The sequence below is a fragment of the Paralcaligenes ureilyticus genome, from assembly GCF_004346225.1.
In the GTDB taxonomy this organism is placed as follows: Bacteria; Pseudomonadota; Gammaproteobacteria; order Burkholderiales; family Burkholderiaceae_B; genus Paralcaligenes; species Paralcaligenes ureilyticus.
Map to the genome: position 1 here is coordinate 43,352 of NZ_SMAJ01000014.1, position 19,758 is coordinate 63,109.

A 19,758-nucleotide genomic window follows, 5' to 3' on the forward strand; every position below is an offset into this window, starting at 1 on the left:
ATCAGCCTAGCGGCCAGTGGCTCACGTGCCAGTGTGCTGGTCACATAGGCCGACAGCGGCCTGGTTACCATGAAGATGATTAGTAACGGTTGGTGTTTAACGTCAACTATCTTGACCAGTGATGTCAAGGTCTTCAGCAAGCCGCGGCGTGAGGCTGGAAAAGTATTTTAAATGCCTGAACAGCCCAGTCTGTAACCAGACAATTCCACCCCATTCTAGACTATTCAACACCCGCCGGACTTGATGCGCTCCGATCTCAGTCTGATACTGCACGAAGGGAGCAATACCGTGGATAGGTGCCCAGGGGCAGGGTGCGCAAGGCCTTAGTAGTGATCGGATGCTATTTATTGCATATGCTGCCAATACCTTCGGCCGCTGGTGCGAACCAGGAGGGTGAGACCTCCACGATCACTCAGCCGTCAGTCCTTTTCCCTGGCGATCGCATGGCGTAACTGCTTTTCGGTCAAGCTATTGAGCGTTGTCGCCATACGCGGCCTCAGATGTTGTACATTTTCCAGGAATCCTAGGAATTGTGGCCCAGGTACAAACAGATGTACGACGTCTTTTGTACCATCCTGAAGCGGCCAGCGTGTCGGATGTCCCATGTACAACGCCGAAGGTACCCCATAAACAGGGCCTTTCGCGCATTTAAGATAACATTTTCGGGAGTGATGAATCAGGCTGAAACTAGCCGATGGAGGCGCAACTCGGAATCGAACCGGGGTGGACGGATTTGCAATCCGCTGCATGACCACTCTGCCATTGCGCCGTAGGTACGTATACTACACGTCAGTACATGTAAAAAGAGGGAAGCGCCAGCGCTTCCCTCTTGAATTTGGAGCGGGAAACGAGTCTCGAACTCGCGACCTCAACCTTGGCAAGGTTGCGCTCTACCAACTGAGCTATTCCCGCATTGTTTTCTGCACTGCGGCATATTTGCCTAAGTGGAAAACAGCCTCGCAGTATATCTGGATTTTTAGCGCCGCGCAAATTCATAAGCCCGGCCAACGTCCCACCGAGCCCATAAAAATCAAGTAACATTTAGCGAGGACCGAGATAGTAGCATAGGCATCCCCGCCTCTGTCAATTCGGCTAATCGTCAAGGCTGGCTTTGCTTCAACCCATCTTTCAAGATCTTACTTCGTTCAATACGCTGGGCCTGCGCTCGCGGGCGGCGGCGTTTGTGCGCCATGAATCGGCCAGCGAGCTATCGGCGTTGTCCGATGTGGCCGATCGGTTTGGCCGGGTGTTTATTTTGGGCGGTGGCAGCAATGTGGTGCTGGCTTCGCAACTCGATAGCCTGGTGGTCAAGGTAGAGGCGCGCGGAGTGCAGCTTTGGTCAGAGACGGACAGCGAACTGGTCATCGAGGCGCAAGCGGGCGAGGTCTGGCATGATTTTGTTGCGCAATGTGTGGACAAGGGCTGGGATGGGTTGGAAAATCTGGCGCTGATTCCCGGCACGGTGGGGGCGGCACCGGTGCAAAATATTGGCGCGTACGGGGTGGAACTGGATCAGCGTTTCCATAGCCTGGTGGCGTGGGATTTGCATGAGCGGCGTCAGGTGGAAATGAGCGCTGGGGAGTGCCGGTTTTCTTATCGCGACAGTTTTTTCAAGCATGCCCAGCCGGGGCGGTGGCTGATTGTGGCGGTGCGTTTTCGTTTGCCCAAGCCCTGGCGGGCGGTGACGACGTATCCTGACTTGCAGCGTCATCCGCTGTTGGCGCGGTCGGCCGGTGCGGTAACGGCCCGGCAGGTTTTTGACGCGGTGTGCGAGATTCGCCGCCGCAAATTGCCCGATCCGGCGGTGTTGGGCAATGCGGGTAGTTTTTTCAAAAACCCCATCGTCAGCGCAGGCCGTCATGATTCGATCGAGGCGGAGCATCCGGGCTTGGTGGCCTACCCGCAGGAGCACGGTTTTTACAAGCTGGCGGCGGGCTGGTTGATCGAGCACACGGGCTGGAAGGGGCGGCGCGTGGGTCCGGTGGGGGTGCATGACCGCCAGGCGCTGGTGCTGGTGAACTATGGCGGCGCCAACGCCGAAAATATCAGGAATCTGGCCGATGCCATTCGCGCCGATGTGGCCGCGCGCTATGGCGTGATGCTCGAGCAAGAGCCTGTGGCCGTGGTTTGACTCAGATGGCCAGCACGTCTTGCATATCGAATAGCCCGTGCTGTTTGCGCGCCAGGTAGCGTGCCGCACGCAGGCTGCCTTGCGCGTAAGTGGCGCGGCTGCTGGCGCGATGAGTGATTTCGATGCGTTCGCCGGTGCCGCAGAAATACACCGTATGGTCGCCGATGATATCGCCCCCGCGCACGACCGAAAAACCGATGCGGCCGGTTTGGCGCACGCCTGTATGGCCGTGGCGCGCCCAGTCGGCAATATCGTCCAGGTTCTCGTTCCAGGCGTGAGCAACAGCCTGGCCCATCGCCAGTGCAGTGCCCGAAGGCGCGTCGACCTTGTTGCGGTGATGCGCTTCAAAAACCTCGGCGTCGTAGCCGCTGTTTAAAAGTCGCGCGGCCACTTCCAGCAGTTTGAAGGTGACATTGACGCCCACGCTCATATTGGGTGCAAACACGATGGCGATTTTCTGGCTGGCGGCGTGAATGGCCTGCTTGCCCTGGGTGTCGAAGCCGGTGGTGCCGATGACGCATTTGACGCCGTATTCGGTGCAGGCCTTCAAGTGTGCCAGGGTGCCTTCGGGCCGGGTAAAGTCGATCAGGCATTCGGCCTGCGCCAAGGCCTTCAAGTCGTCGGTAATCCGTACGCCTGTATCTCGCCCCAGGAAGGCGCCGGCGTCCTGGCCCACGGCCGGGGAGCCGGCGCGAACCAGGGCGGCGGTCAGTTTCAGGTCGCTGGCGTCAAGGACGGCTTCGATCAGCATTTGCCCCATGCGGCCGCTTGCTCCAGCTATCGCTATACGCATGATGACCCTCTAGCGCAATGGTTGGGGGCTCGGGCTGCCGGCCGTGGGATTGACAGGTTGAATCTCGACGGGGGAGCGGGTAGCCGGGGCGGGTGGGGGCGTGGGGGCCTTGGCCGCCGGACCGGTGTCAGCCTTGCCTGCCGGGGTCATGCCGGTATCGGCTTTCTGGAACGGCTGGCGGTCGGGCTGCTTATCGCCTACCCAGTGATCCAGGACATCGTTGACGAAGAAGACAGTGAATTTGCGTTCCTGCGTTTTGCCGTAGCCGGGCTTGTTGAAATAGGGGTAGTCCCAGCGATTGCTGCGGAAGATGTCTTGCAGCGTTGGGGTGCCGAGAATAAAACGCACCTGGTCTCGCGTCATGCCTTTTTGCAGTTGTGCGACCTGTTCGGAAGTAATCCAGTTGCCTTGCTGAACGTCGGACCGGTACGGCAGGCCCCAGTTGGTGGTGCCGCAGGCCGACAGCGCCATCGCAACAACGCCCAGGGCCAGCCCGCAGCGTAATTTGGAAAAGAGTGGTTTTGCGGTCGTCAACACGAAGCGCCCCTGTTATTCAATTTGAATAAAACCGTTATCATAAAGGTTCCAGAACAGACGCATCATAGCGTTTGTTACGGTTTCTTGTTTGCCATAATGCACTCAAGCGAACATCAGTCTCCATATACGCCGAGGCATTTTATCTATGAACGACCAAAGTGAACTGAAAAATATGGGATTGAAGGCGACATTCCCGCGCCTCAAAATCCTGGATATTTTTCGCAAGGCTGATCAACGCCATCAAAGTGCCGAAGATGTATATCGGGCCCTGATCGGCGAAGATGTGGAAATCGGGCTGGCGACCGTATACCGGGTGCTCACTCAGTTTGAGCAGGCGGGTATCCTGATTCGCAGCCAGTTCGATGGCGGGAAGGCGGTTTTCGAGCTCAACGACGGCGATCATCATGACCACATGATCTGCACCAATTGCGGCAAGGTGGCGGAATTCACCGATGCCGAAATTGAAAAGCGGCAGCAAAAGATAGCCAAGGAAAATAATTTCCTGCTCGAAAGCCACACCATGATGCTGTACGGCATCTGCTCCGACTGCTCGCCCAAGCAGGCGCATCATCATCTTAAATAGCGGCCAGCATTTCTCGGGCGTGTTTGCGGGTGGTCTCGGTAATGGTCAGACCCCCCAGCATACGCGCGACCTCGTGCACGCGGTCTTGTTCGCTCAGGGCTGCGATGCTCGATAGCGTAGTGCCGTCGGTGCTTGTTTTCCTGACTTCGTAGTGATGCATCCCGCGAGCCGCGACCTGCGGCAGATGGGTAACGCACAGTACCTGGTGGCGACCGCCCAATTCTCGCAGCAGACGGCCCACGACTTCGGCAACCGCCCCGCCCACGCCTGTATCGACCTCATCGAATATCAGGGTGGGCACGCGCGCCGCCCGGCTGGCGATGACCGATAGCGCCAGGGATAGCCGCGCCAACTCGCCCCCCGATACGACTTTGGCCAAGGGCCGGGTCTGGACGCCGCTGTGTCCCGCCACCAGGAATTCCACGCTTTCATTGCCGTGGGCGGAGGGCTCGCAAGGGTGCAGTGTGATGTCGAACCGGCCGCCTTGCATGGCGAGCGTTTGCATGGCCTGGGTGACTTGCGCAGCCAGCGTCTTGCTGGTTTTGCGACGGGCGTTGCCGAGCGCTTCGGCGGCCTTGCTGTACAGGTTTTGGGATGCCTCGACGTGCTGGGTCAATGCGCCGATATCGGCGGCGGCGTCGCTGGCCTCGCGCTGGGCAAGCAGGCTGGCATGGAGGGCGTCGAGCTCTTCGGGTTCGACCTTGAATTTACGTGCCGCGTCGAAAATGGCACCCAGGCGCCGCTCGGCCTGGGCCAGGCGTTCGGGGTCGAGCTCCAGCCGGTCCAGATAGCTGTTCAGGTCGGAAGCGGCCTCGGCCGCGGCGATACGAGCCGATTCGATGGCGTCGTAGACGCCTTGCAGGCGGTTATCGTGATGCAGCAGCTGTTTGATTTGATGCGCGGCGCGGCTTAGGTATTGTTCGACCGAATCCTGTTCATTGTCGAGCGCGGCCAGGGCGGCGGTGGCTCCGTCCTGCAGGGATTGGGCGTGGGCCAGGCGGTTTTGGTCTTGATTGATGGCGTCCCATTCGCCGGGGCGCAGGTCCAGGCGGCCCAGTTCGGCGATCTGCCAATCCAGACGCTCGCGTTCTTCCTTCAGGACGGCTGCGCTTTTTTGTGCCGCAAGCAGCGCCTTTTGCGCCTGTTGCCAATCGTGCCAGGCCTGCTGGGTCTGCTTGGCCAGGCTTTGGTGCTTGCCCTGGGCGTCGAGCAGATCGCGCTGGCTGGCGGTTTTCAGCAGGCTTTGGTGGGCGTGTTGGCCGTGTATGTCGACCAGTAGTTCGCCCAATTCGCGCAATTGCCCCAGTGCGACCGGCAGGCCGTTGATAAAGGCCCGGCTGCGCGCCTGGGTGTCGATGACCCGGCGCAACACCAGCGCGTCGTCGGCGTCGAATTCATGTTCTTGCAGCCATGGCCGCAAGGTGTCGGGAATTTCGAATACGGCACTGATGTCGGTACGCGCGGCGCCGTCGCGTACCACGCTTGCGTCGCCGCGTGCGCCCAGCGCCAGCGACAAGGCGTCGATCAGGATCGATTTGCCCGCGCCCGTCTCTCCAGAAAAGACCGTGAAGCCAGGTTCGAACGGGATCTCGGCCTGATCCACGATCACAAAGTCGCGAATGTGCAGCGTACGTAGCATGGGTTTACTCGACGTTGTCCGAGGGTTGAGGCATGAGGTTCCAGTGCAGCTTGCGGCGCAGGGTGGAGAAGAAACTATAGCCGGTGGGGTGCAGGAAGCGCACGGTGTCCTTGGCGCGGCGCACGTCGATACGGTCGCCCGGCTGACAGTCCGACCAGGTCTGCATGTCGAAGTGCACGCTTGCTCCCGATTCGACGCGCCCCAAAGCGGTAATGGTCATGCTGAGTGTGCCGCTGTCGGGAATGACGATAGGGCGGTTGGACAAGGTTTGCGGCGCCACCGGCACCAGCAGGATGGCGTTGAGCCGGGGATGCAGGATGGGGCCGTTGGCCGAGAGGGAATAAGCGGTCGACCCTGTGGGAGTGGCCACGATCAGGCCGTCTGCGCGTTGGCTGTACATGAACGTGCCGTCGAGTTCGACGCGCAGTTCGATCATGCCCCCGCGTCCGGCGCGGTTGATGACTACGTCGTTTAGCGCGACCCCCGAAAACATGACTACATCGCCGCGCACAACGCGGCCTTCCAGCAGCACCCGCTCTTCGGCCTCGAAATTGCCGTTGATGACGCTGGTCAGTGCGTCCTGGGCGCTGTGCAACGGAATGTCGGTAATAAATCCCAGCCGCCCGTGATTGATGCCGATGAGCGGCACGCGCGTGCGGGCCAATTGGCGTCCGGCGCCCAGCATTGTGCCATCGCCCCCCATGACAACGGCCAGGTCGGCGCGCTGGCCGATTTCTTCGTATGACGCAATCGTGTATTCGGTAATCCTCGTGTGCCGGGCGGTGTCGGCTTCAATTAGCACATTGCACCCAGCTGCCTGTAAAGTGTCGACTAGGTGGCGCAAGGGTGCGTCCAGGCCGCTGTCCTGATGCCGGCCGATAATGGCTACGGTTTTAAAGTGCATGGGTTCAGGCCTTGTTGGGTGAGATGATGCCGATAAATCGATTATATGGGGGCTGCGGCCTGGCGTTGTGGATAAAAAAACCACTTTTCGCCAGATTACTTAAAATATAGGTATGGATGACAGAGCCAATGCGCTTTTAAAAGCGCTTATCGAACGTTATATTGCCGACGGACAGCCGGTAGGGTCGCGCACGCTCTCCAAAATGTTCGACCTATCGCCTGCGACCATCCGCAATGTGATGGCCGACCTTGAAGAGCTCGGCCTGATACACAGCCCGCATACCTCCGCGGGGCGGGTGCCCACGCCGCGCGGCTACCGCATTTTTGCCGATCGGTTGCTGGCGGTGCAGCGCTTCGAGGTCTTGCAGCCGGCGCAGATCCGCGAGATGTTGCCGGCGGCCGACCCCAGCCGGGCCGTGAACGCCGCGGCCGTGCTGCTGTCCAATTTGTCGCAATTCGCCGGTGTCGTGCTGGCGCCCCGGCGCGCGCAGGTGTTTCGCCAGATCGAATTTATTCGCTTGTCGGAAAAGCGAGTGCTGCTGATTATTATCACGCCCGACGGCGATGTTCAAAATCGCATTCTGTTTGTGTCGCGCGATTATCTGGAACAGGAACTGCTGGAAGCCAGCAATTTCTTCAACCAGCATTTTGCGGGCATGTCGTTCGATCAGGTGCGCCTCTCGCTGGCTGACGAGCTCTCGTCCTTGCAGGCTGATATCTCGCGCCTGATGCAGGCGGCGGTCGAGGCCGGCACGGCGCCGGGCGATAGCGACGACGCGGTCGTCATTTCGGGCGAACGAAAGCTGCTGAACGTCAGCGACATCGCTTCTGACATGGATCGTCTGCGCCGCATGTTTTCCCTGTTCGAGAAGAAAACCGATCTGATGCAATTGCTTGATGTGTCCAGCCGCGCGCAGGGCGTGCAGATATATATAGGCGGCGATTCACGGCTGGTTCCCATGGAGGACGTGTCGGTGGTGACCGCGCCTTATGGCGTCAATGGCAAGGTGGTGGGCACGCTGGGGGTGATAGGCCCTTCACGCATGTCCTACGAACGCGTCATTCCCATCGTCGATATTACGGCGCGCCTGCTGTCCAATGCGCTGAGTCATAATCAGTCCTGAAGCCTCGTCGCTGTGCCGGTTGCAGGCGACGCTATCTTTTAAACATCAAGAGTAAGCCCAGTGTCGAGTTTATTTGCTCCGCGTTTTCAATCTGAACCGGTCGATCCTCAGGCTTTGGATGCCGCCAGGCCGTTGCGTCGGCCGGGCCCGGTGGGCGTGCTGCTCGTTAATCTGGGTACGCCCGACCACCCCACCGCGGCATCGATTCGCCGTTACCTGTCGGAGTTCTTGTCCGATTCGCGGGTAATCGAAATCCCGCGATGGCTCTGGCAGATTATTTTGCAGGGCTTTATTTTGACGCGCCGCCCGCGCAAGCTGGCCCCGCGCTACCAAGAAATATGGATGGACGAGGGGTCGCCGCTGCTGGTCTATAGCCGTGCGCAGGCGAGCGGCGTGCAGCGGGTGCTGGATGCGCAGAGGGCGGCTCGGTCGGAAGGTGACGCGCGGGCAGCTCTGGATGAGGCGGGGGTGGCTGTTCGAGTCGAGCTCGGCATGCGTTATGGCAATCCGTCGGTTGCCGGTGCGATGGATGCGCTGCGTGCCCAGGGTTGCGAGCGAATTCTGACGGTGCCCATGTATCCGCAGTACGCGGCCAGCACCACGGCCACGGCGGTCGATCAGGTGGCGGCTGTGGCGGCGCGTTTGCGCAACCAGCCCGAGTTGCGATTCATCAAGCGTTTTCATACCGATCAGGCCTATATTCAGGCGCTGGCCGGGCAAGTGCGGGCGCATTGGCAGGCGCATGGCCGGCCGCAGAAACTGTTGCTCAGTTTTCACGGCTTGCCGCGCCGCGTGGTGTTGCAGGGCGACCCGTATTACCGTGACTGCATGGAAACGGCGGCCCTGCTCAGGCAAAGCCTGGGCGCCGATGCCAGCCTGGTCGAAGTCGCGTTCCAGAGCCGCTTTGGCGCCGAAAAATGGCTCGAACCCTATACGTTGCCGACCTTGCAGGCCTGGGCCTCGCAAGGCATCACCCGTGTCGACGTCATGTGCCCCGGGTTTCTGGCCGATTGCCTGGAAACGCTGGAAGAAATCCAGCAGCAGTGCCGCGATGCCTTCATGGCCGCCGGCGGCGAGCAGTTCCACTATCTGCCATGCCTGAACGACGACCCCGCGTGGATCTCCGGCCTTGCCCGCCTGATTACGCGCAACCTCGGCGGCTGGTTGGATGGGTCGTCTGTTTGATCGCCGGCATGGCACCCACAAGGGGTGCCGCTACAAAACGTGCCCGTCGCGAATGTAGCGGCAGCCCTTGTGGCTGCCATCCCGACGCCCCTTATTTTCCCCCGCAGCCCAGCAGGCGGTTCCAGGTCAACTCCGCCCACCCGAAGATGACGGGGCTTGCCGATTGGCATAAACTAAAAAGGCTTGCTTCTCTCATTTAAAGCTGATTGCTCCTATGCTCAGAAAAAATCCCCGTGGTGATTATCCGGTTGTGCACGAAACTGCATTTGTGGATCCAACCGCCGTGTTGTGCGGCTTGGTTACGGTGGGCGAACATGTGTTTATCGGCCCCTATGCCGTGATTCGTGCCGATGAAGTCGATGAGGATGGAGGGATGGAGCCTATTATTATCGGAGCCAACTCCAATATTCAGGATGGGGTGGTCATTCACTCCAAAGATGGGGCCGCCGTTACGATTGGGGAGCACACTTCGATCGCCCATCGATCCATCGTCCATGGCCCGTGCAAGGTGGGGCATCACGTATTCATCGGTTTTAATTCCGTTCTGTTCAACTGTGTGGTAGGTGATAATGCCGTGGTGCGCCATAATTGCGTGGTCGACGGCCACGATATACCCGAAGGCTTTTATTTGACTTCCGCTACAGTGGTGACCGGCGCTACCGATCTAAGCGTGCTTCAAAGCGTGCCGCAATCGGCGCGCGAGTTTTCCGAATCAGTGGTGCATACCAATGTCACCCTGGCACAAGCCTACCGGCGCATTCAGAACGAGTTCTGATAAACGTACCCACCATCAGGTCTTGAAATAGGCGCTCGGGCCCCCATCTGTTGGTGAATTCGTTAATTAATTTAGTGTGGAGAAAGCCCTATGCCGGCGCCGAACGAACCTTGCGATCCCAAACAGGAAAACCCATCTGTGGACACCTCCGAGCAACTTGAAGTGAACGAGGCGCAGCACAATCTGGATGCTGCTGCAGACGCGTCCGACGATCTGGCGGGTTTGCTGGCCGACGCTCAGTCGCAGGTCGCTCAATATCATGATCAGTTGTTGCGCGCCAAGGCCGAGGTTGAAAACATACGCCGCCGGGCGCAAGAAGACATTGCCCGTGCCCGAAAATTCGGCACGGAGTCGTTTGCTGAAAGCCTGGTCCCGGTTAAAGATAGCCTCGAGGCTGCTTTGGCGCAGGCTGACCAAACGGTAGAGTCCTGGCGCGAAGGGGTGGAAGTAACCCTGCGCCAGTTGAGTTCGGCGTTCGAGCGGAATGCGCTCAAAGAAGTCTGGCCGGCTGTCGGCGATAAGTTCGATCCGCATCTGCATCAGGCCATTTCGTCGGTTCCATCAGACCTGCCCGAGGGAACCGTGGCGCAAGCCCTGCAAAAAGGCTACACCATTTCCGATCGCGTCCTGCGCCCGGCATTGGTGACTGTATCGGCAGGTCCGGGCCAGGCAGCGTAAGTCATGTCTCAGGCCTCTGAGCCCCAGGCCGGCGAATTCGACCCGGCGGAGGTGTTCGGGCTATTTGCCATGCGAGAGGTCGATAGTGCTAATTTTGATGCGGCCGTCGTCAATGCTCCGGGATCGGATCTGCGTTGTGTCTTCTTTTGGGGCAACGATTGTTATAACTGCATGCTGTTCAAAAATACAGCATTAATGCTTCAGGACCAGATCAAGGCGTTGGGTTTGGCCTGGTTTCACGCCAATGTGTATCAGGACGAGGCCTTGGGGCGGCGTTTTGGCTTACATGGCGTGCCCGCTTTCGTGTTTTATCGGGCAGGCAAGCGCTTGGGCCGGATTTCCGGCTGGCCCGGCCTGCCGCAGTTTAGTGGCGCCGTCGCGCGTTTGAACGCGGGGGCGTAGGTTTTGGCGGCTAATGTAGCGGCACCCCTTGTTGTGCCCTCATTTACCCGCATAAAAAATCGGTCGCCGGGCTTGAAATTAGCCCGGCTACCCCCAGTTAGGATTCATTCTGGTTCAATTTCAATCATTCAGCTTACTTTTCAGAGTTAGAGATTATGGGCAAAATTATCGGCATCGACCTTGGCACCACCAATAGCTGTGTATCTGTTATTGAGGGCACCCAGGTCAAAATCATAGAAAATTCAGAAGGCGCACGTACTACGCCTTCCATCATCGCCTATATGGCGGACGGCGAAGTGCTGGTGGGCGCGCCGGCCAAACGGCAGGCGGTCACCAATCCCAAAAACACGCTTTACGCCGTCAAGCGTCTTATCGGCCGCAAGTACGACGAAAAAGCCGTGCAAAAAGACAAGCATCTGATGCCTTACAGCATCATCAAGGCCGATAATGGCGATGCCTGGGTTGAGGTGCAGGGCAAGAAACTGGCGCCTCCTCAGGTGTCAGCCGATGTGTTGCGCAAGATGAAGAAAACGGCCGAAGACTACCTGGGTGAAGAAGTCACCGAGGCGGTGATTACCGTTCCGGCCTATTTCAACGACAGCCAGCGCCAGGCGACCAAAGACGCGGGCCGGATTGCCGGCCTGGAAGTCAAGCGCATCATCAATGAGCCCACCGCGGCAGCGTTGGCCTTTGGTATGGACAAGGCCGAAAAGGGCGATCGCAAGATTGCGGTTTATGACCTGGGCGGGGGTACTTTCGATGTGTCGATCATTGAAATTGCCGACGTCGACGGTGAAAAACAGTTCGAAGTGCTCTCCACCAATGGCGATACATTCCTGGGCGGCGAGGATTTCGATCAACGCATCATCGATTACATCATTGGTGAATTCAAGAAAGAAAGCGGCGTCGATCTGTCCAAAGACGTGCTGGCGTTGCAGCGTTTGAAGGAATCGGCTGAAAAGGCCAAGATCGAACTGTCTTCGGCACAGCAGACCGAAATCAATCTGCCGTATATCACGGCCGATGCGTCGGGTCCCAAGCATTTGAACCTGAAGATCACGCGCGCCAAGCTGGAAGCCCTGGTTGAAGAGCTGATCGAGCGCACGATCGAGCCGTGCCGCATTGCCATTAAGGATGCGGGCGTCAAAGTGTCCGAGATCGACGACGTGATCCTGGTCGGCGGCATGACTCGCATGCCCAAGGTGCAGGAAAAAGTCAAAGAATTCTTTGGCAAAGAGCCGCGCAAAGACATCAACCCCGATGAAGCGGTTGCTGCCGGTGCGGCGATTCAAGGCTCGGTGCTGGCCGGCGATCGCAAAGACGTGCTGCTGCTCGATGTCACGCCTTTGTCGCTGGGCATTGAAACCCTGGGTGGCGTCATGACCAAGATGATCCACAAGAACACCACGGTTCCGACCCGGTTCTCGCAGGTGTTTTCCACGGCCGATGACAATCAGCCCGCGGTCACGATCAAGATATTCCAGGGCGAGCGCGAGATTGCTGCAGGCAACAAGGGCCTGGGCGAATTCAATCTTGAGGGCATTCCGCCTGCCTCGCGCGGCACGCCGCAAATCGAGGTGACGTTCGATATCGACGCCAATGGCATTTTGCACGTGTCGGCCAAAGACAAGGGCACAGGCAAGGAAAACAAGATCACGATCAAGGCCAACTCCGGCTTGACCGACGCCGAGATCGAACGCATGGTGAAAGACGCCGAGGCCAACTCCGAGGAAGATCACCGTGTGGCCGAGCTTGCGCAGACGCGCAATCAGGCCGACGCGCTGGTGCACTCCACGCGCAAGTCGCTGGACGAATATGGTGACAAGCTTGACGCGGCTGAGAAAGAGTCGATCGAAAACGCCATCAAGGAGCTTCAGGAAACCCTGAAGGACGGCGACAAGGCGGCCATAGACGCCAAGGTCGAGGCCTTGTCCACCGCTTCGCAGAAATTGGGCGAAAAGATGTACGCCGATATGCAGGCGCAGGCGGCGGCGCAGCAGGGTGCTGCGGGGGCGGCTGAGGCTCCTGCCGACGAAAACGTGGTCGATGCCGACTTCAAAGAAGTCAAACGCGACCAATAAGGCCTAGGTATTAGCGGCCTCCAAGCCCGGTTTCTGGCGTTTTGCCGGAGATCGGGCGTTCTTGTTCCAGTATAAAAATAGGCGCCTTGTACGCCTGCAATCGACATGGCAAAACGCGACTTTTACGAAATTCTGGGTGTGGCGAAAAACGCCTCCGACGATGAGATTAAAAAGGCTTATCGCAAGCTGGCAATGAAGTTCCACCCGGACCGTAACCCGGATAGCAAGGGAGCGGAAGAGAAGTTCAAAGAGGCCAAAGAGGCCTACGAGATGCTCTCTGACCCTGATAAGCGCAGCGCCTACGATCGTTTCGGCCATGCGGGCGTCGATTCCAACGCAGGGGCGGGCGGCATGGGTGGAGCCGGCTTTGCCGATGCCTTTGGCGATATATTCGGCGAGATTTTTGGTGGTGCGGGCCGCCGCGGCGGCGGCCCGCAGATCTATCGGGGCGCCGACCTTAAATACACACTGGATATCAGCCTGGAGCAGGCGGCCAGCGGCTTTGACACCGAGATTCGCGTACCCAGCTGGGAAACCTGCGACACCTGTCACGGCTCGGGCGCCAAGCCGGGCACGCATCCCAAGACCTGCCACACTTGCAACGGCAGCGGCGCAGTGCGCATGCAGCAGGGTTTTTTCAGCGTGCAGCAAACGTGTCCCACCTGCCACGGCACCGGCAAAGAAATTACCGACCCTTGCGGCGCATGCGATGGCGTGGGCCGCACGCGCAAGAACAAAACCCTGCAGGTCAAGATCCCGGCCGGCATCGACGATGGCATGCGGATCCGCTCCTCGGGCAACGGCGAGCCGGGCGTCAATGGAGGCCCTTCGGGCGACCTTTATGTGGAAATCCACTTAAAGCCGCACGGCATCTTCCAGCGCGACGGCGAGGATCTGCACTGCGAGCTGACGATTCCCTTTACCAGCGCAGCGCTGGGGGGAACGCTCGAGGTTCCCACCTTGGCGGGCAAGGGTGAAATCACCATTCCCGAAGGCACGCAAACAGGCAAGATCTTCCGCCTGCGCGGCAAAGGTATACGCGGCATACGGGCCAGCTATCCCGGCGATCTGTACTGCCATCTGTCGGTCGAAACCCCGGTGCGCCTCACCGAAGAGCAAAAGAAAATTTTGCGCCAGTTCGAGGCATCGTTGTCGCAAGGCGGAGAAAAACATTCCCCCCAGAGCGAATCCTGGACCGATCGCGTGAAGAATTTTTTTAGCTAGCAGGGGGCGACCCTTGCGGTCGTCCGTCGTTGTTCGGTGGCTGTATCCCAAAAAACAAAATGGCACCCGCAAGGGGTGCCGCTACAAATACCTACCGGTCGCTAATGTAGCGGCACCCCTTGTGGGTGCCATTACCATCCCCAGCGCAAAATCACTGCATCTTCGCCTCATCGCCCGCCACCGCAGTGCTGAAATCAGCTGGCTTTAACACGTCCCGCAAGGCCGCGTTCACATCGTCGGCGGTCAGGCCGGCCAGCTTTTTATCCATTTGCGCCGACCATTCGAACGTACGATTCTGCTGCAGATAGCCGATCCATGTACGCGCCAGCACGCCGTCCTGTGCTCGGGCCAGCTTGCGGTAATTCAGAAGGGCGTGGATGCCTTCTTGCACTTCTTTGGCGCTGAACCCGTCCTTCAGTGCGCGCGCCAACTCTTCATGCACCGCTTTCTGCAGGCGTTGGCTGTTTTGCGGCGCTTGTATGGCGTAGATGGACCAGTCACCCGAGGGTTCGTAGGCCGACGCGTCCAACACGCTGCGGACGTCGTAGGACAACCCATCCTTGACCCGGACGCGGTTCCACAGGCGCGAGGTCTCCGACCCGCCCAGCAAATAGTTGGCCAGGTACAGAGCCGGGAAGCGCGGATCGGTATCCTGGACGTTGATTGGCAGAGTGGTCAGGAAAAACGCGTTGGCCTTGTCGGGGGTATTGATATTGAAGGTCTTGGCGTTTACCGCATGATAAGGATCCGGAACGCGGGTGTAGGCGGGAGCCTTTTTCCAGCCTTCGATACCCTTGGTCAATGCCGCCCTGGCCGCGTCCGCATCGAAGGCGCCAACCGCGGCGAATTCTATGTTTCCGGCACCGTAGAATTTTTGATGAAAGTCCAGTAAGTCCTGCCGTTTCAAGGCGGCAATACGGCTTAGCGACTCAGCAAATGTAGGGGTATAGCGGATGTCGTCGCCGGGCCAGGGATCGGTATGGCGTGTCAACGTGCGTGAGGCCAGGGCGCTGGGTTCGGACATCGCATTTTTAATGGAGGTGGCCATTTCCAGTTGATAATCGGCCACCTCTTTGGCCGGGAAGTCGGCATTGCGCACGATGTCCAGCACCAGTTCAATCAAGGCTGGAAGATGATCGCGGGTGGTCGACATACCGACAGCCACCGCGCCGCCCGCGCCATCGAAATTGACACTCGCCTGCAGCGCATCCAGCTTGTCCTGGATTTCCTGACGCGACAGTTTATCGGTGCCGCGATCCAGCAAGGCTGCAACGCCATTGGCGGCGGTGCGCCGGCCTTTCAGTTCATCGACATTGCCGAAGTGGATCATCAATTTGGCCTGGACCCGATCGCCTCGCGTGGGCTTGGGCAAGAGGGCAAGCTTGATCGTGCCGTTGGGCAAAACCAGGGGCGTGCGCTGCGTGCTGTCATTGATATGGGCGGGGCTTGGGTCGAAGGCAGCGGTCGCTTTAGGCGCTTCGCCGCCCTTGTAATCCTGGAACAAGGCGCTCAGGTCGATCTTTCCAGGAGTGGGTGCGCGTACGGGTTTGTCGGTGGGTATATACACACCGTTGGTGCGATTGCTGCGCACCAGATAGGCCTGGGTTTCCTGTTGGACCTGGGCGAGGGTTGTTTTCTCGACCTGATCCCGTTGCAGGAAGAACAGGCGCCAATCGCCATCGGCCGCCGCTTCTGAAAGCGCGCCCGCCATGCTTTGCGGATCGGCGTACGTTTGTTGCCAATCGGTCAGCCATTTGCTGCGGATGCGATCCAGCTCGGCTTGTGTGAAAGGTTTTTTGGACAGCGACTCCAGCGTGTCGTTCAGTACCTGCAACGCCTTGGGCTGATCCATTCCCGGCTCCAGTTCCGCACCAAAAAGAGCATAGCCAGGTTGTTTCATGCTGGCGGCGAATGCAAAAACCCCCGTGCTTAATTTACTGTCGACCAAGGCATGGTAGAGCCGGCCGGAAGGCGTGTCGCCGAGGATGGCCACGCCCAGGTTGATGGGGGTGTAGTCCACGCTTGCTGCAGCCGGTATATGGTATAGGGCCGCAATCAAGGGGCTGCCGCCGGGGCGGCGCAGCGTGACTTCACGCTCCCCGTCCTGCACCGGCTCGACCGTATACTCGGCCGGCAGGCTTCGGGCGGGCTTGGGGATTTTGTCGAAGGCCTGGGCGATGGTTTGCAAGGTCGTCGCGGGATCGAACTTGCCCGAAACAATCAGCACTGCATTATCGGGTTGGTAATACTCTTTGTAGAACGCCTTTAACTGTCCGACGTCGACGTTTTCTACGTCCGAGCGCGCGCCGATGGTGCTGTGGCCATAGTTGTGCCATTGATACGCAGTGGCCTGCATTTTCTGCATCAGAATTTGAAACGGATTATTTTCGCCGCTTTCCATTTCGTTGCGGACCACCGTCATTTCCGAATCCAGATCGCTTTTGGCGATCAGTGAATTCACCATGGCGTCGGCCTGCCAGCCCAGGAACCATGAGAGCGTAGCGGGGTTGGCGGCAAAGCTGGCGAAAAAATTGGTGCGGTCGCTGGAGGTGGACCCATTGGCTCGCAGCCCGCGTCTGGAAAATTCCGCCATGGCGTTATGCAGGGTAGGTGTGCCGCGAAACAGCATGTGCTCGAGCAGGTGCGCCATGCCCGTCTGGCCATAGTTTTCGTTGCGCGACCCCACCAGGTACGTCATGTTGACGGTCGTAGACGGTTTCGAATCGTCGGGCGCCAGTAAAACGCGCAGGCCGTTTTGCAAGGTGTATTCGGACACGCCTTCGACGGCGGGGCCTTGCGCGATGCCCGCCGGCAGTGTCAGTGCGTGGGCGGAAGTGGCCGCCAGGCCGCCGGCGAGAAGGGCACTCAGGCCAAGGGCTTTAATGGAACGTAGAAACATGCGTTTAGGTATCCGTGTTTATTTCGATAGATGCTGCATGGCGCGTTCGAGTCCGCTGACGGTAACGCCGTACATGCGGTCGTGCATGATATTTTTGATCAGTGCGATCGATTGCCGGTACTGCCAGTAACCTTCAGGTTCGGGATTGAGCCACACGGCCTTGGACCAGGTATCGAGCAGGCGCTGCAACCAGGCGGCGCCGGTTTCCTTGTTGTTGTGTTCGACCGAGCCCCCCGGGTGCAGAATTTCGTAGGGGCTCATGGTGGCGTCGCCCACAATGATCAGGCGCCAATCGTCATTATATCGGCGCAAAATATCCCACGTGTCAAAGCGCTCGCTATAACGCCGGCGGTTGTTTTGCCACAGCGACTCGTATGGGCAATTGTGGAAGTAGTACACCTCCAGGTGCCGGAATTCGCTGCGCGCGGCTGAAAACAATTCTTCAACGCGTGCAATGTGTTCATCCATGCTGCCGCCCACATCCAGCAGCATCAGCACTTTGACGGTGTTGTGGCGTTCGGGAACCATTTGCAGGTCGAGAAAGCCGGCGTTTTTTGCCGTTTTGAGAATGGTGTGGTCCAGGTCGAGCTCAAGTTCGGCGCCTTCGCGCGCAAAGTGGCGCAGCCGCCGCAGGGCCATTTTAAAATTGCGTATGCCAAGCTCTTGCTGGTCATCGTAGTCGCGGAACTCGCGCTTTTCCCATACTTTGACGGCGCTGTGGTTGCCGCCCGACGGGCCGCCCACGCGTATGCCTTCCGGGTGGTAGCCGCCGTGTCCGAAGGGCGACGAGCCGCCCGTGCCTATCCATTTGCTGCCGCCGGCGTGGCGCTCCTTTTGTTCCTCCAGACGCTCTTTGAAAAGCTCCATCAGTTTGTCCCAGCCCAGCTTCTCGATGGCCGCCTTGTCTTCCGGGCTGAGATTTTTCTGGAACTGCTTGATCAGCCAGTCCAGAGGGATTTCCTTATCGGCCGGAAACGCCGCTTCGACCTGCTTGTAGAAACTGGCGAAGGCCAGATCGTAGCGGTCGAACAGCGTCTCGTCCTTGACCAGGGTCATGCGCGCCAGTTGATAGAAATCATCCAGCGTGGGCGCCATGACATCGCTGCGCAATACCTCGAGCAGCGTCAGGTATTCCTGCACTGACACCGGCAGCTTGTGGGCGCGCAGATGGTAGAAAAAATCAGTCAGCATGGTGCCGGGTGAACTGGTATTCCAGTTGTTTTTCGATTTCAGGCCACTCGCCCACGCTCAGGCTATACATGACGGTATCGCGCACGGTGCCGTCGCGGCGCAAAGCGTGGTGGCGTAAAACACCGTCTTTGCGCGCGCCCAGCCGTTCGATGGCGCGCTGCGACGCGTGGTTGAAGTTGTCGGTGCGCCATCCCACCAGTTGTGCGCCCAGCGCGCCAAACGCATGGCGCAGCAACAAGAGCTTGCAAGCGGTGTTGACGTGGGTTCTTTGCCAACTGCGTGCGTACCAGGTGTAGCCGATTTCCAGCCGCGCCACGGCAGGAACGATGTCGTGATAGCGCGTGGTGCCAATGACTTTCTGGCTGCTTTCATCGACCACCGCAAAGGGCAGCATATGGCCCTCTTTGAACCCTTGCAGGGCGGCGCTGATGTACGCGGCGGCGGCGCCCGGTTCGGGCACCGATGTCACGCGTAGCTGCCAGAGCTTGCCGTCGGCGGCAGCGGCCTCCAGTTCGGGGGCATGAGCGGGCGCGAGCGGGACCAGCCGCACGCCGTATCCTTGCAATGTAGCGGGGGCCGGAGCCTGTCGAAATCCTTGGTCCTGGTTCATGGCGTCTCGTGGTGAAGGTTAGCGACGTTGCCCGGCACGGGTCATGGCCGCCAGGCGCTGCAAGAGGGAGATGTCCTGTTCATTTTTCAATAAGGCCCCTGCCATCAGGGGAAGGTCGGCTGCCGTACTGTTGATCTGGCTTGCACTGATGGATTCATTCATCAGCAGCCGCAGCCAATCCAGGAATTCGGACGTGGAGGGTTTTTTCTTCAGGCCCGGCGCGTCGCGCAAAGCAAAGAAGGTGGTCAGCGCTGCGCCCAGCACGTCCTGCTTGATGTTGGGGTAATGCACCGCCACGATCTGGCGCATGGTGTCCTGGTCGGGGAAGGTGATGTAATGGAAAAAGCAGCGCCGCAAGAAGGCGTCGGGCAAGTCTTTTTCGTTGTTGGACGTAATGATGATGAGCGGACGATGTTTGGCTCGTATGGTTTGCCGCGTCTCGTAGACGTAGAACTCCATGCGGTCGAGTTCCTGCAGCAGGTCGTTGGGGAATTCGATATCGGCCTTGTCGATTTCGTCGATCAGCACGACCCCGGGCTCGTCGGCGTCGAAAGCGCGCCACAGCACGCCGCGGATAATGTAATGACCGATGTCGCGCACTTTTTCGTCGCCCAGTTGCGAATCGCGCAGCCGCGATACGGCGTCGTACTCGTACAGGCCTTGATGCGCCTTGGTGGTGGACTTGATATGCCATTGCAGCAAGGGGCGGTTCAGTGCCGCCGCAACTTCTTCGGCCAGCATTGTTTTGCCAGTGCCTGGTTCGCCTTTGATCAACAAGGGCCGCTGAAGTGTCAGCGCTGCGTTAACCGCCAGCTTCAGGTCATCGGTGGCGACATAGCGCTCGGTACCGGTGAAGCGTTCGGAAGAAAAAGCGGGGGAGGTCGAGCTCATTTTGCGGTCCGTGTTTATAGGCAGCGAGACAATGCTGACAGCAGTTTCTAGATAGGATCATACAATTATCGTACAATCCAACGGTTTACCCGTCTGTATTTTATTGACCGTT

17 protein-coding genes and 2 tRNA genes are annotated in these 19,758 nt (G+C 59.0%); 9 read left to right on the forward strand and 10 right to left on the reverse strand.

Translation table 11 applies throughout. The features are described 5' to 3' along the window. Positions 1-695: 695 nt before the first annotated feature. A tRNA-Cys gene (locus tag EDC26_RS15450) sits at positions 696-769 on the reverse strand. A 67-nt stretch (positions 770-836) separates the two neighbouring features. Then, positions 837-912 (reverse strand) — tRNA-Gly (locus EDC26_RS15455). 193 nt (positions 913-1,105) lie between these two features. Between EDC26_RS15455 and murB the strand changes: the two genes are divergently transcribed. Then, entirely contained in the window at positions 1,106-2,131 is a 1,026-nt protein-coding gene (gene murB / locus EDC26_RS15460) for a UDP-N-acetylmuramate dehydrogenase (protein WP_132584252.1), read from the forward strand. A gap of 1 nt (position 2,132) precedes the next feature. Here the strand turns inward: murB and dapB are convergent, their stop codons facing one another. Then, entirely contained in the window at positions 2,133-2,924 is a 792-nt protein-coding gene (dapB, locus tag EDC26_RS15465; RefSeq protein WP_132584254.1) for a 4-hydroxy-tetrahydrodipicolinate reductase, read from the reverse strand. A 9-nt stretch (positions 2,925-2,933) separates the two neighbouring features. Beyond that, positions 2,934-3,395 carry an outer membrane protein assembly factor BamE gene (locus EDC26_RS15470; protein ID WP_132584397.1) on the reverse strand — a complete coding sequence of 154 codons (462 nt, stop codon included), beginning with the start codon at positions 3,393-3,395 and terminating at the stop codon, positions 2,934-2,936. A gap of 211 nt (positions 3,396-3,606) precedes the next feature. Here EDC26_RS15470 and fur point away from each other — a divergent pair, with 211 nt between their 5' ends. Further along, entirely contained in the window at positions 3,607-4,044 is a 438-nt protein-coding gene (gene fur, locus EDC26_RS15475; protein ID WP_132584256.1) for a ferric iron uptake transcriptional regulator, read from the forward strand. Here the strand turns inward: fur and recN are convergent. Together recN and EDC26_RS15485 are read right to left on the reverse strand one after the other, a co-directional pair. Then, positions 4,037-5,683 (reverse strand): DNA repair protein RecN, encoded by a 1,647-nt coding sequence (recN, locus tag EDC26_RS15480; RefSeq protein ID WP_132584258.1) that lies wholly within the window; start codon positions 5,681-5,683, stop codon positions 4,037-4,039. The two genes, fur and recN, sit on opposite strands and share 8 nt — an antisense overlap. A 4-nt stretch (positions 5,684-5,687) precedes the next feature. Beyond that, positions 5,688-6,587 carry an NAD kinase gene (locus EDC26_RS15485; protein WP_132584260.1) on the reverse strand — a complete coding sequence of 300 codons (900 nt, stop codon included), beginning with the start codon at positions 6,585-6,587 and terminating at the stop codon, positions 5,688-5,690. Positions 6,588-6,699: 112 nt separating this feature from the next. On the opposite strand from EDC26_RS15485, the gene hrcA reads away from it, so the two are divergent. The 7 genes from hrcA (at position 6,700) to dnaJ (ending at position 14,055) form a co-directional block, all read left to right on the forward strand. Beyond that, positions 6,700-7,710: a heat-inducible transcriptional repressor HrcA gene (hrcA, locus tag EDC26_RS15490; RefSeq protein ID WP_132584262.1), complete on the forward strand. Its 1,011-nt coding sequence runs from the start codon at positions 6,700-6,702 to the stop codon at positions 7,708-7,710. 60 nt (positions 7,711-7,770) lie between these two features. After that, positions 7,771-8,895, forward strand: a complete 1,125-nt coding sequence (hemH, locus tag EDC26_RS15495) for a ferrochelatase (protein ID WP_132584264.1) — start codon at positions 7,771-7,773, stop codon at positions 8,893-8,895. A 214-nt stretch (positions 8,896-9,109) separates the two neighbouring features. Further along, positions 9,110-9,670, forward strand: a complete 561-nt coding sequence (locus EDC26_RS15500; protein WP_132584266.1) for an LbetaH domain-containing protein — start codon at positions 9,110-9,112, stop codon at positions 9,668-9,670. Positions 9,671-9,760: 90 nt separating this feature from the next. Then, complete coding sequence (gene grpE / locus EDC26_RS15505; RefSeq protein ID WP_132584268.1) at positions 9,761-10,348, forward strand: nucleotide exchange factor GrpE; 588 nt, start codon at positions 9,761-9,763, stop codon at positions 10,346-10,348. A gap of 3 nt (positions 10,349-10,351) precedes the next feature. Next, positions 10,352-10,750 carry a thioredoxin family protein gene (locus tag EDC26_RS15510; protein WP_132584270.1) on the forward strand — a complete coding sequence of 133 codons (399 nt, stop codon included), beginning with the start codon at positions 10,352-10,354 and terminating at the stop codon, positions 10,748-10,750. 155 nt (positions 10,751-10,905) lie between these two features. Then, entirely contained in the window at positions 10,906-12,831 is a 1,926-nt protein-coding gene (gene dnaK, locus EDC26_RS15515) for a molecular chaperone DnaK (protein WP_132584272.1), read from the forward strand. Positions 12,832-12,936: 105 nt separating this feature from the next. Then, on the forward strand, positions 12,937-14,055 hold the full coding sequence (dnaJ, locus tag EDC26_RS15520) for a molecular chaperone DnaJ (protein ID WP_132584274.1): 1,119 nt from the start codon (positions 12,937-12,939) through the stop codon (positions 14,053-14,055). 151 nt (positions 14,056-14,206) lie between these two features. Here the strand turns inward: dnaJ and EDC26_RS15525 are convergent, their stop codons facing one another. Genes EDC26_RS15525 through EDC26_RS15540 form a run of 4 tightly spaced genes read right to left on the reverse strand, consistent with a single transcriptional unit; the run spans position 14,207 to position 19,646 of the window. Next, positions 14,207-16,954, reverse strand: coding sequence for a M16 family metallopeptidase (locus EDC26_RS15525; protein WP_132584276.1), 2,748 nt, complete (start codon positions 16,952-16,954; stop codon positions 14,207-14,209). An 18-nt stretch (positions 16,955-16,972) separates the two neighbouring features. Beyond that, complete coding sequence (locus tag EDC26_RS15530; protein ID WP_132584278.1) at positions 16,973-18,145, reverse strand: vWA domain-containing protein; 1,173 nt, start codon at positions 18,143-18,145, stop codon at positions 16,973-16,975. Beyond that, entirely contained in the window at positions 18,135-18,755 is a 621-nt protein-coding gene (locus tag EDC26_RS15535) for a GNAT family N-acetyltransferase (protein WP_132584280.1), read from the reverse strand. The genes EDC26_RS15530 and EDC26_RS15535 overlap by 11 nt, the downstream gene beginning before the upstream one ends. An 18-nt stretch (positions 18,756-18,773) precedes the next feature. Continuing rightward, on the reverse strand, positions 18,774-19,646 hold the full coding sequence (locus EDC26_RS15540) for an AAA family ATPase (protein WP_132584282.1): 873 nt from the start codon (positions 19,644-19,646) through the stop codon (positions 18,774-18,776). Between the last annotated feature and the right edge of the window lie 112 nt (positions 19,647-19,758).

Excerpts from the sequence above, each read along its gene's own strand:
- dapB (WP_132584254.1), bottom strand. The coding sequence starts at position 2,924 with ATGCGTATAGCGATAGCTGGAGCAAGCGGCCGCATGGGGCAAATGCTG.
- EDC26_RS15470 (WP_132584397.1), bottom strand. The coding sequence starts at position 3,395 with ATGGCGCTGTCGGCCTGCGGCACCACCAACTGGGGCCTGCCGTACCGG.
- fur (WP_132584256.1), top strand. The coding sequence starts at position 3,607 with ATGAACGACCAAAGTGAACTGAAAAATATGGGATTGAAGGCGACATTC.
- recN (WP_132584258.1), bottom strand. The coding sequence starts at position 5,683 with ATGCTACGTACGCTGCACATTCGCGACTTTGTGATCGTGGATCAGGCC.
- EDC26_RS15485 (WP_132584260.1), bottom strand. The coding sequence starts at position 6,587 with ATGCACTTTAAAACCGTAGCCATTATCGGCCGGCATCAGGACAGCGGC.
- hrcA (WP_132584262.1), top strand. The coding sequence starts at position 6,700 with ATGGATGACAGAGCCAATGCGCTTTTAAAAGCGCTTATCGAACGTTAT.
- EDC26_RS15500 (WP_132584266.1), top strand. The coding sequence starts at position 9,110 with ATGCTCAGAAAAAATCCCCGTGGTGATTATCCGGTTGTGCACGAAACT.
- grpE (WP_132584268.1), top strand. The coding sequence starts at position 9,761 with ATGCCGGCGCCGAACGAACCTTGCGATCCCAAACAGGAAAACCCATCT.
- EDC26_RS15510 (WP_132584270.1), top strand. The coding sequence starts at position 10,352 with ATGTCTCAGGCCTCTGAGCCCCAGGCCGGCGAATTCGACCCGGCGGAG.
- dnaK (WP_132584272.1), top strand. The coding sequence starts at position 10,906 with ATGGGCAAAATTATCGGCATCGACCTTGGCACCACCAATAGCTGTGTA.
- dnaJ (WP_132584274.1), top strand. The coding sequence starts at position 12,937 with ATGGCAAAACGCGACTTTTACGAAATTCTGGGTGTGGCGAAAAACGCC.
- EDC26_RS15525 (WP_132584276.1), bottom strand. The coding sequence starts at position 16,954 with ATGTTTCTACGTTCCATTAAAGCCCTTGGCCTGAGTGCCCTTCTCGCC.
- EDC26_RS15530 (WP_132584278.1), bottom strand. The coding sequence starts at position 18,145 with ATGCTGACTGATTTTTTCTACCATCTGCGCGCCCACAAGCTGCCGGTG.
- EDC26_RS15535 (WP_132584280.1), bottom strand. The coding sequence starts at position 18,755 with ATGAACCAGGACCAAGGATTTCGACAGGCTCCGGCCCCCGCTACATTG.
- EDC26_RS15540 (WP_132584282.1), bottom strand. The coding sequence starts at position 19,646 with ATGAGCTCGACCTCCCCCGCTTTTTCTTCCGAACGCTTCACCGGTACC.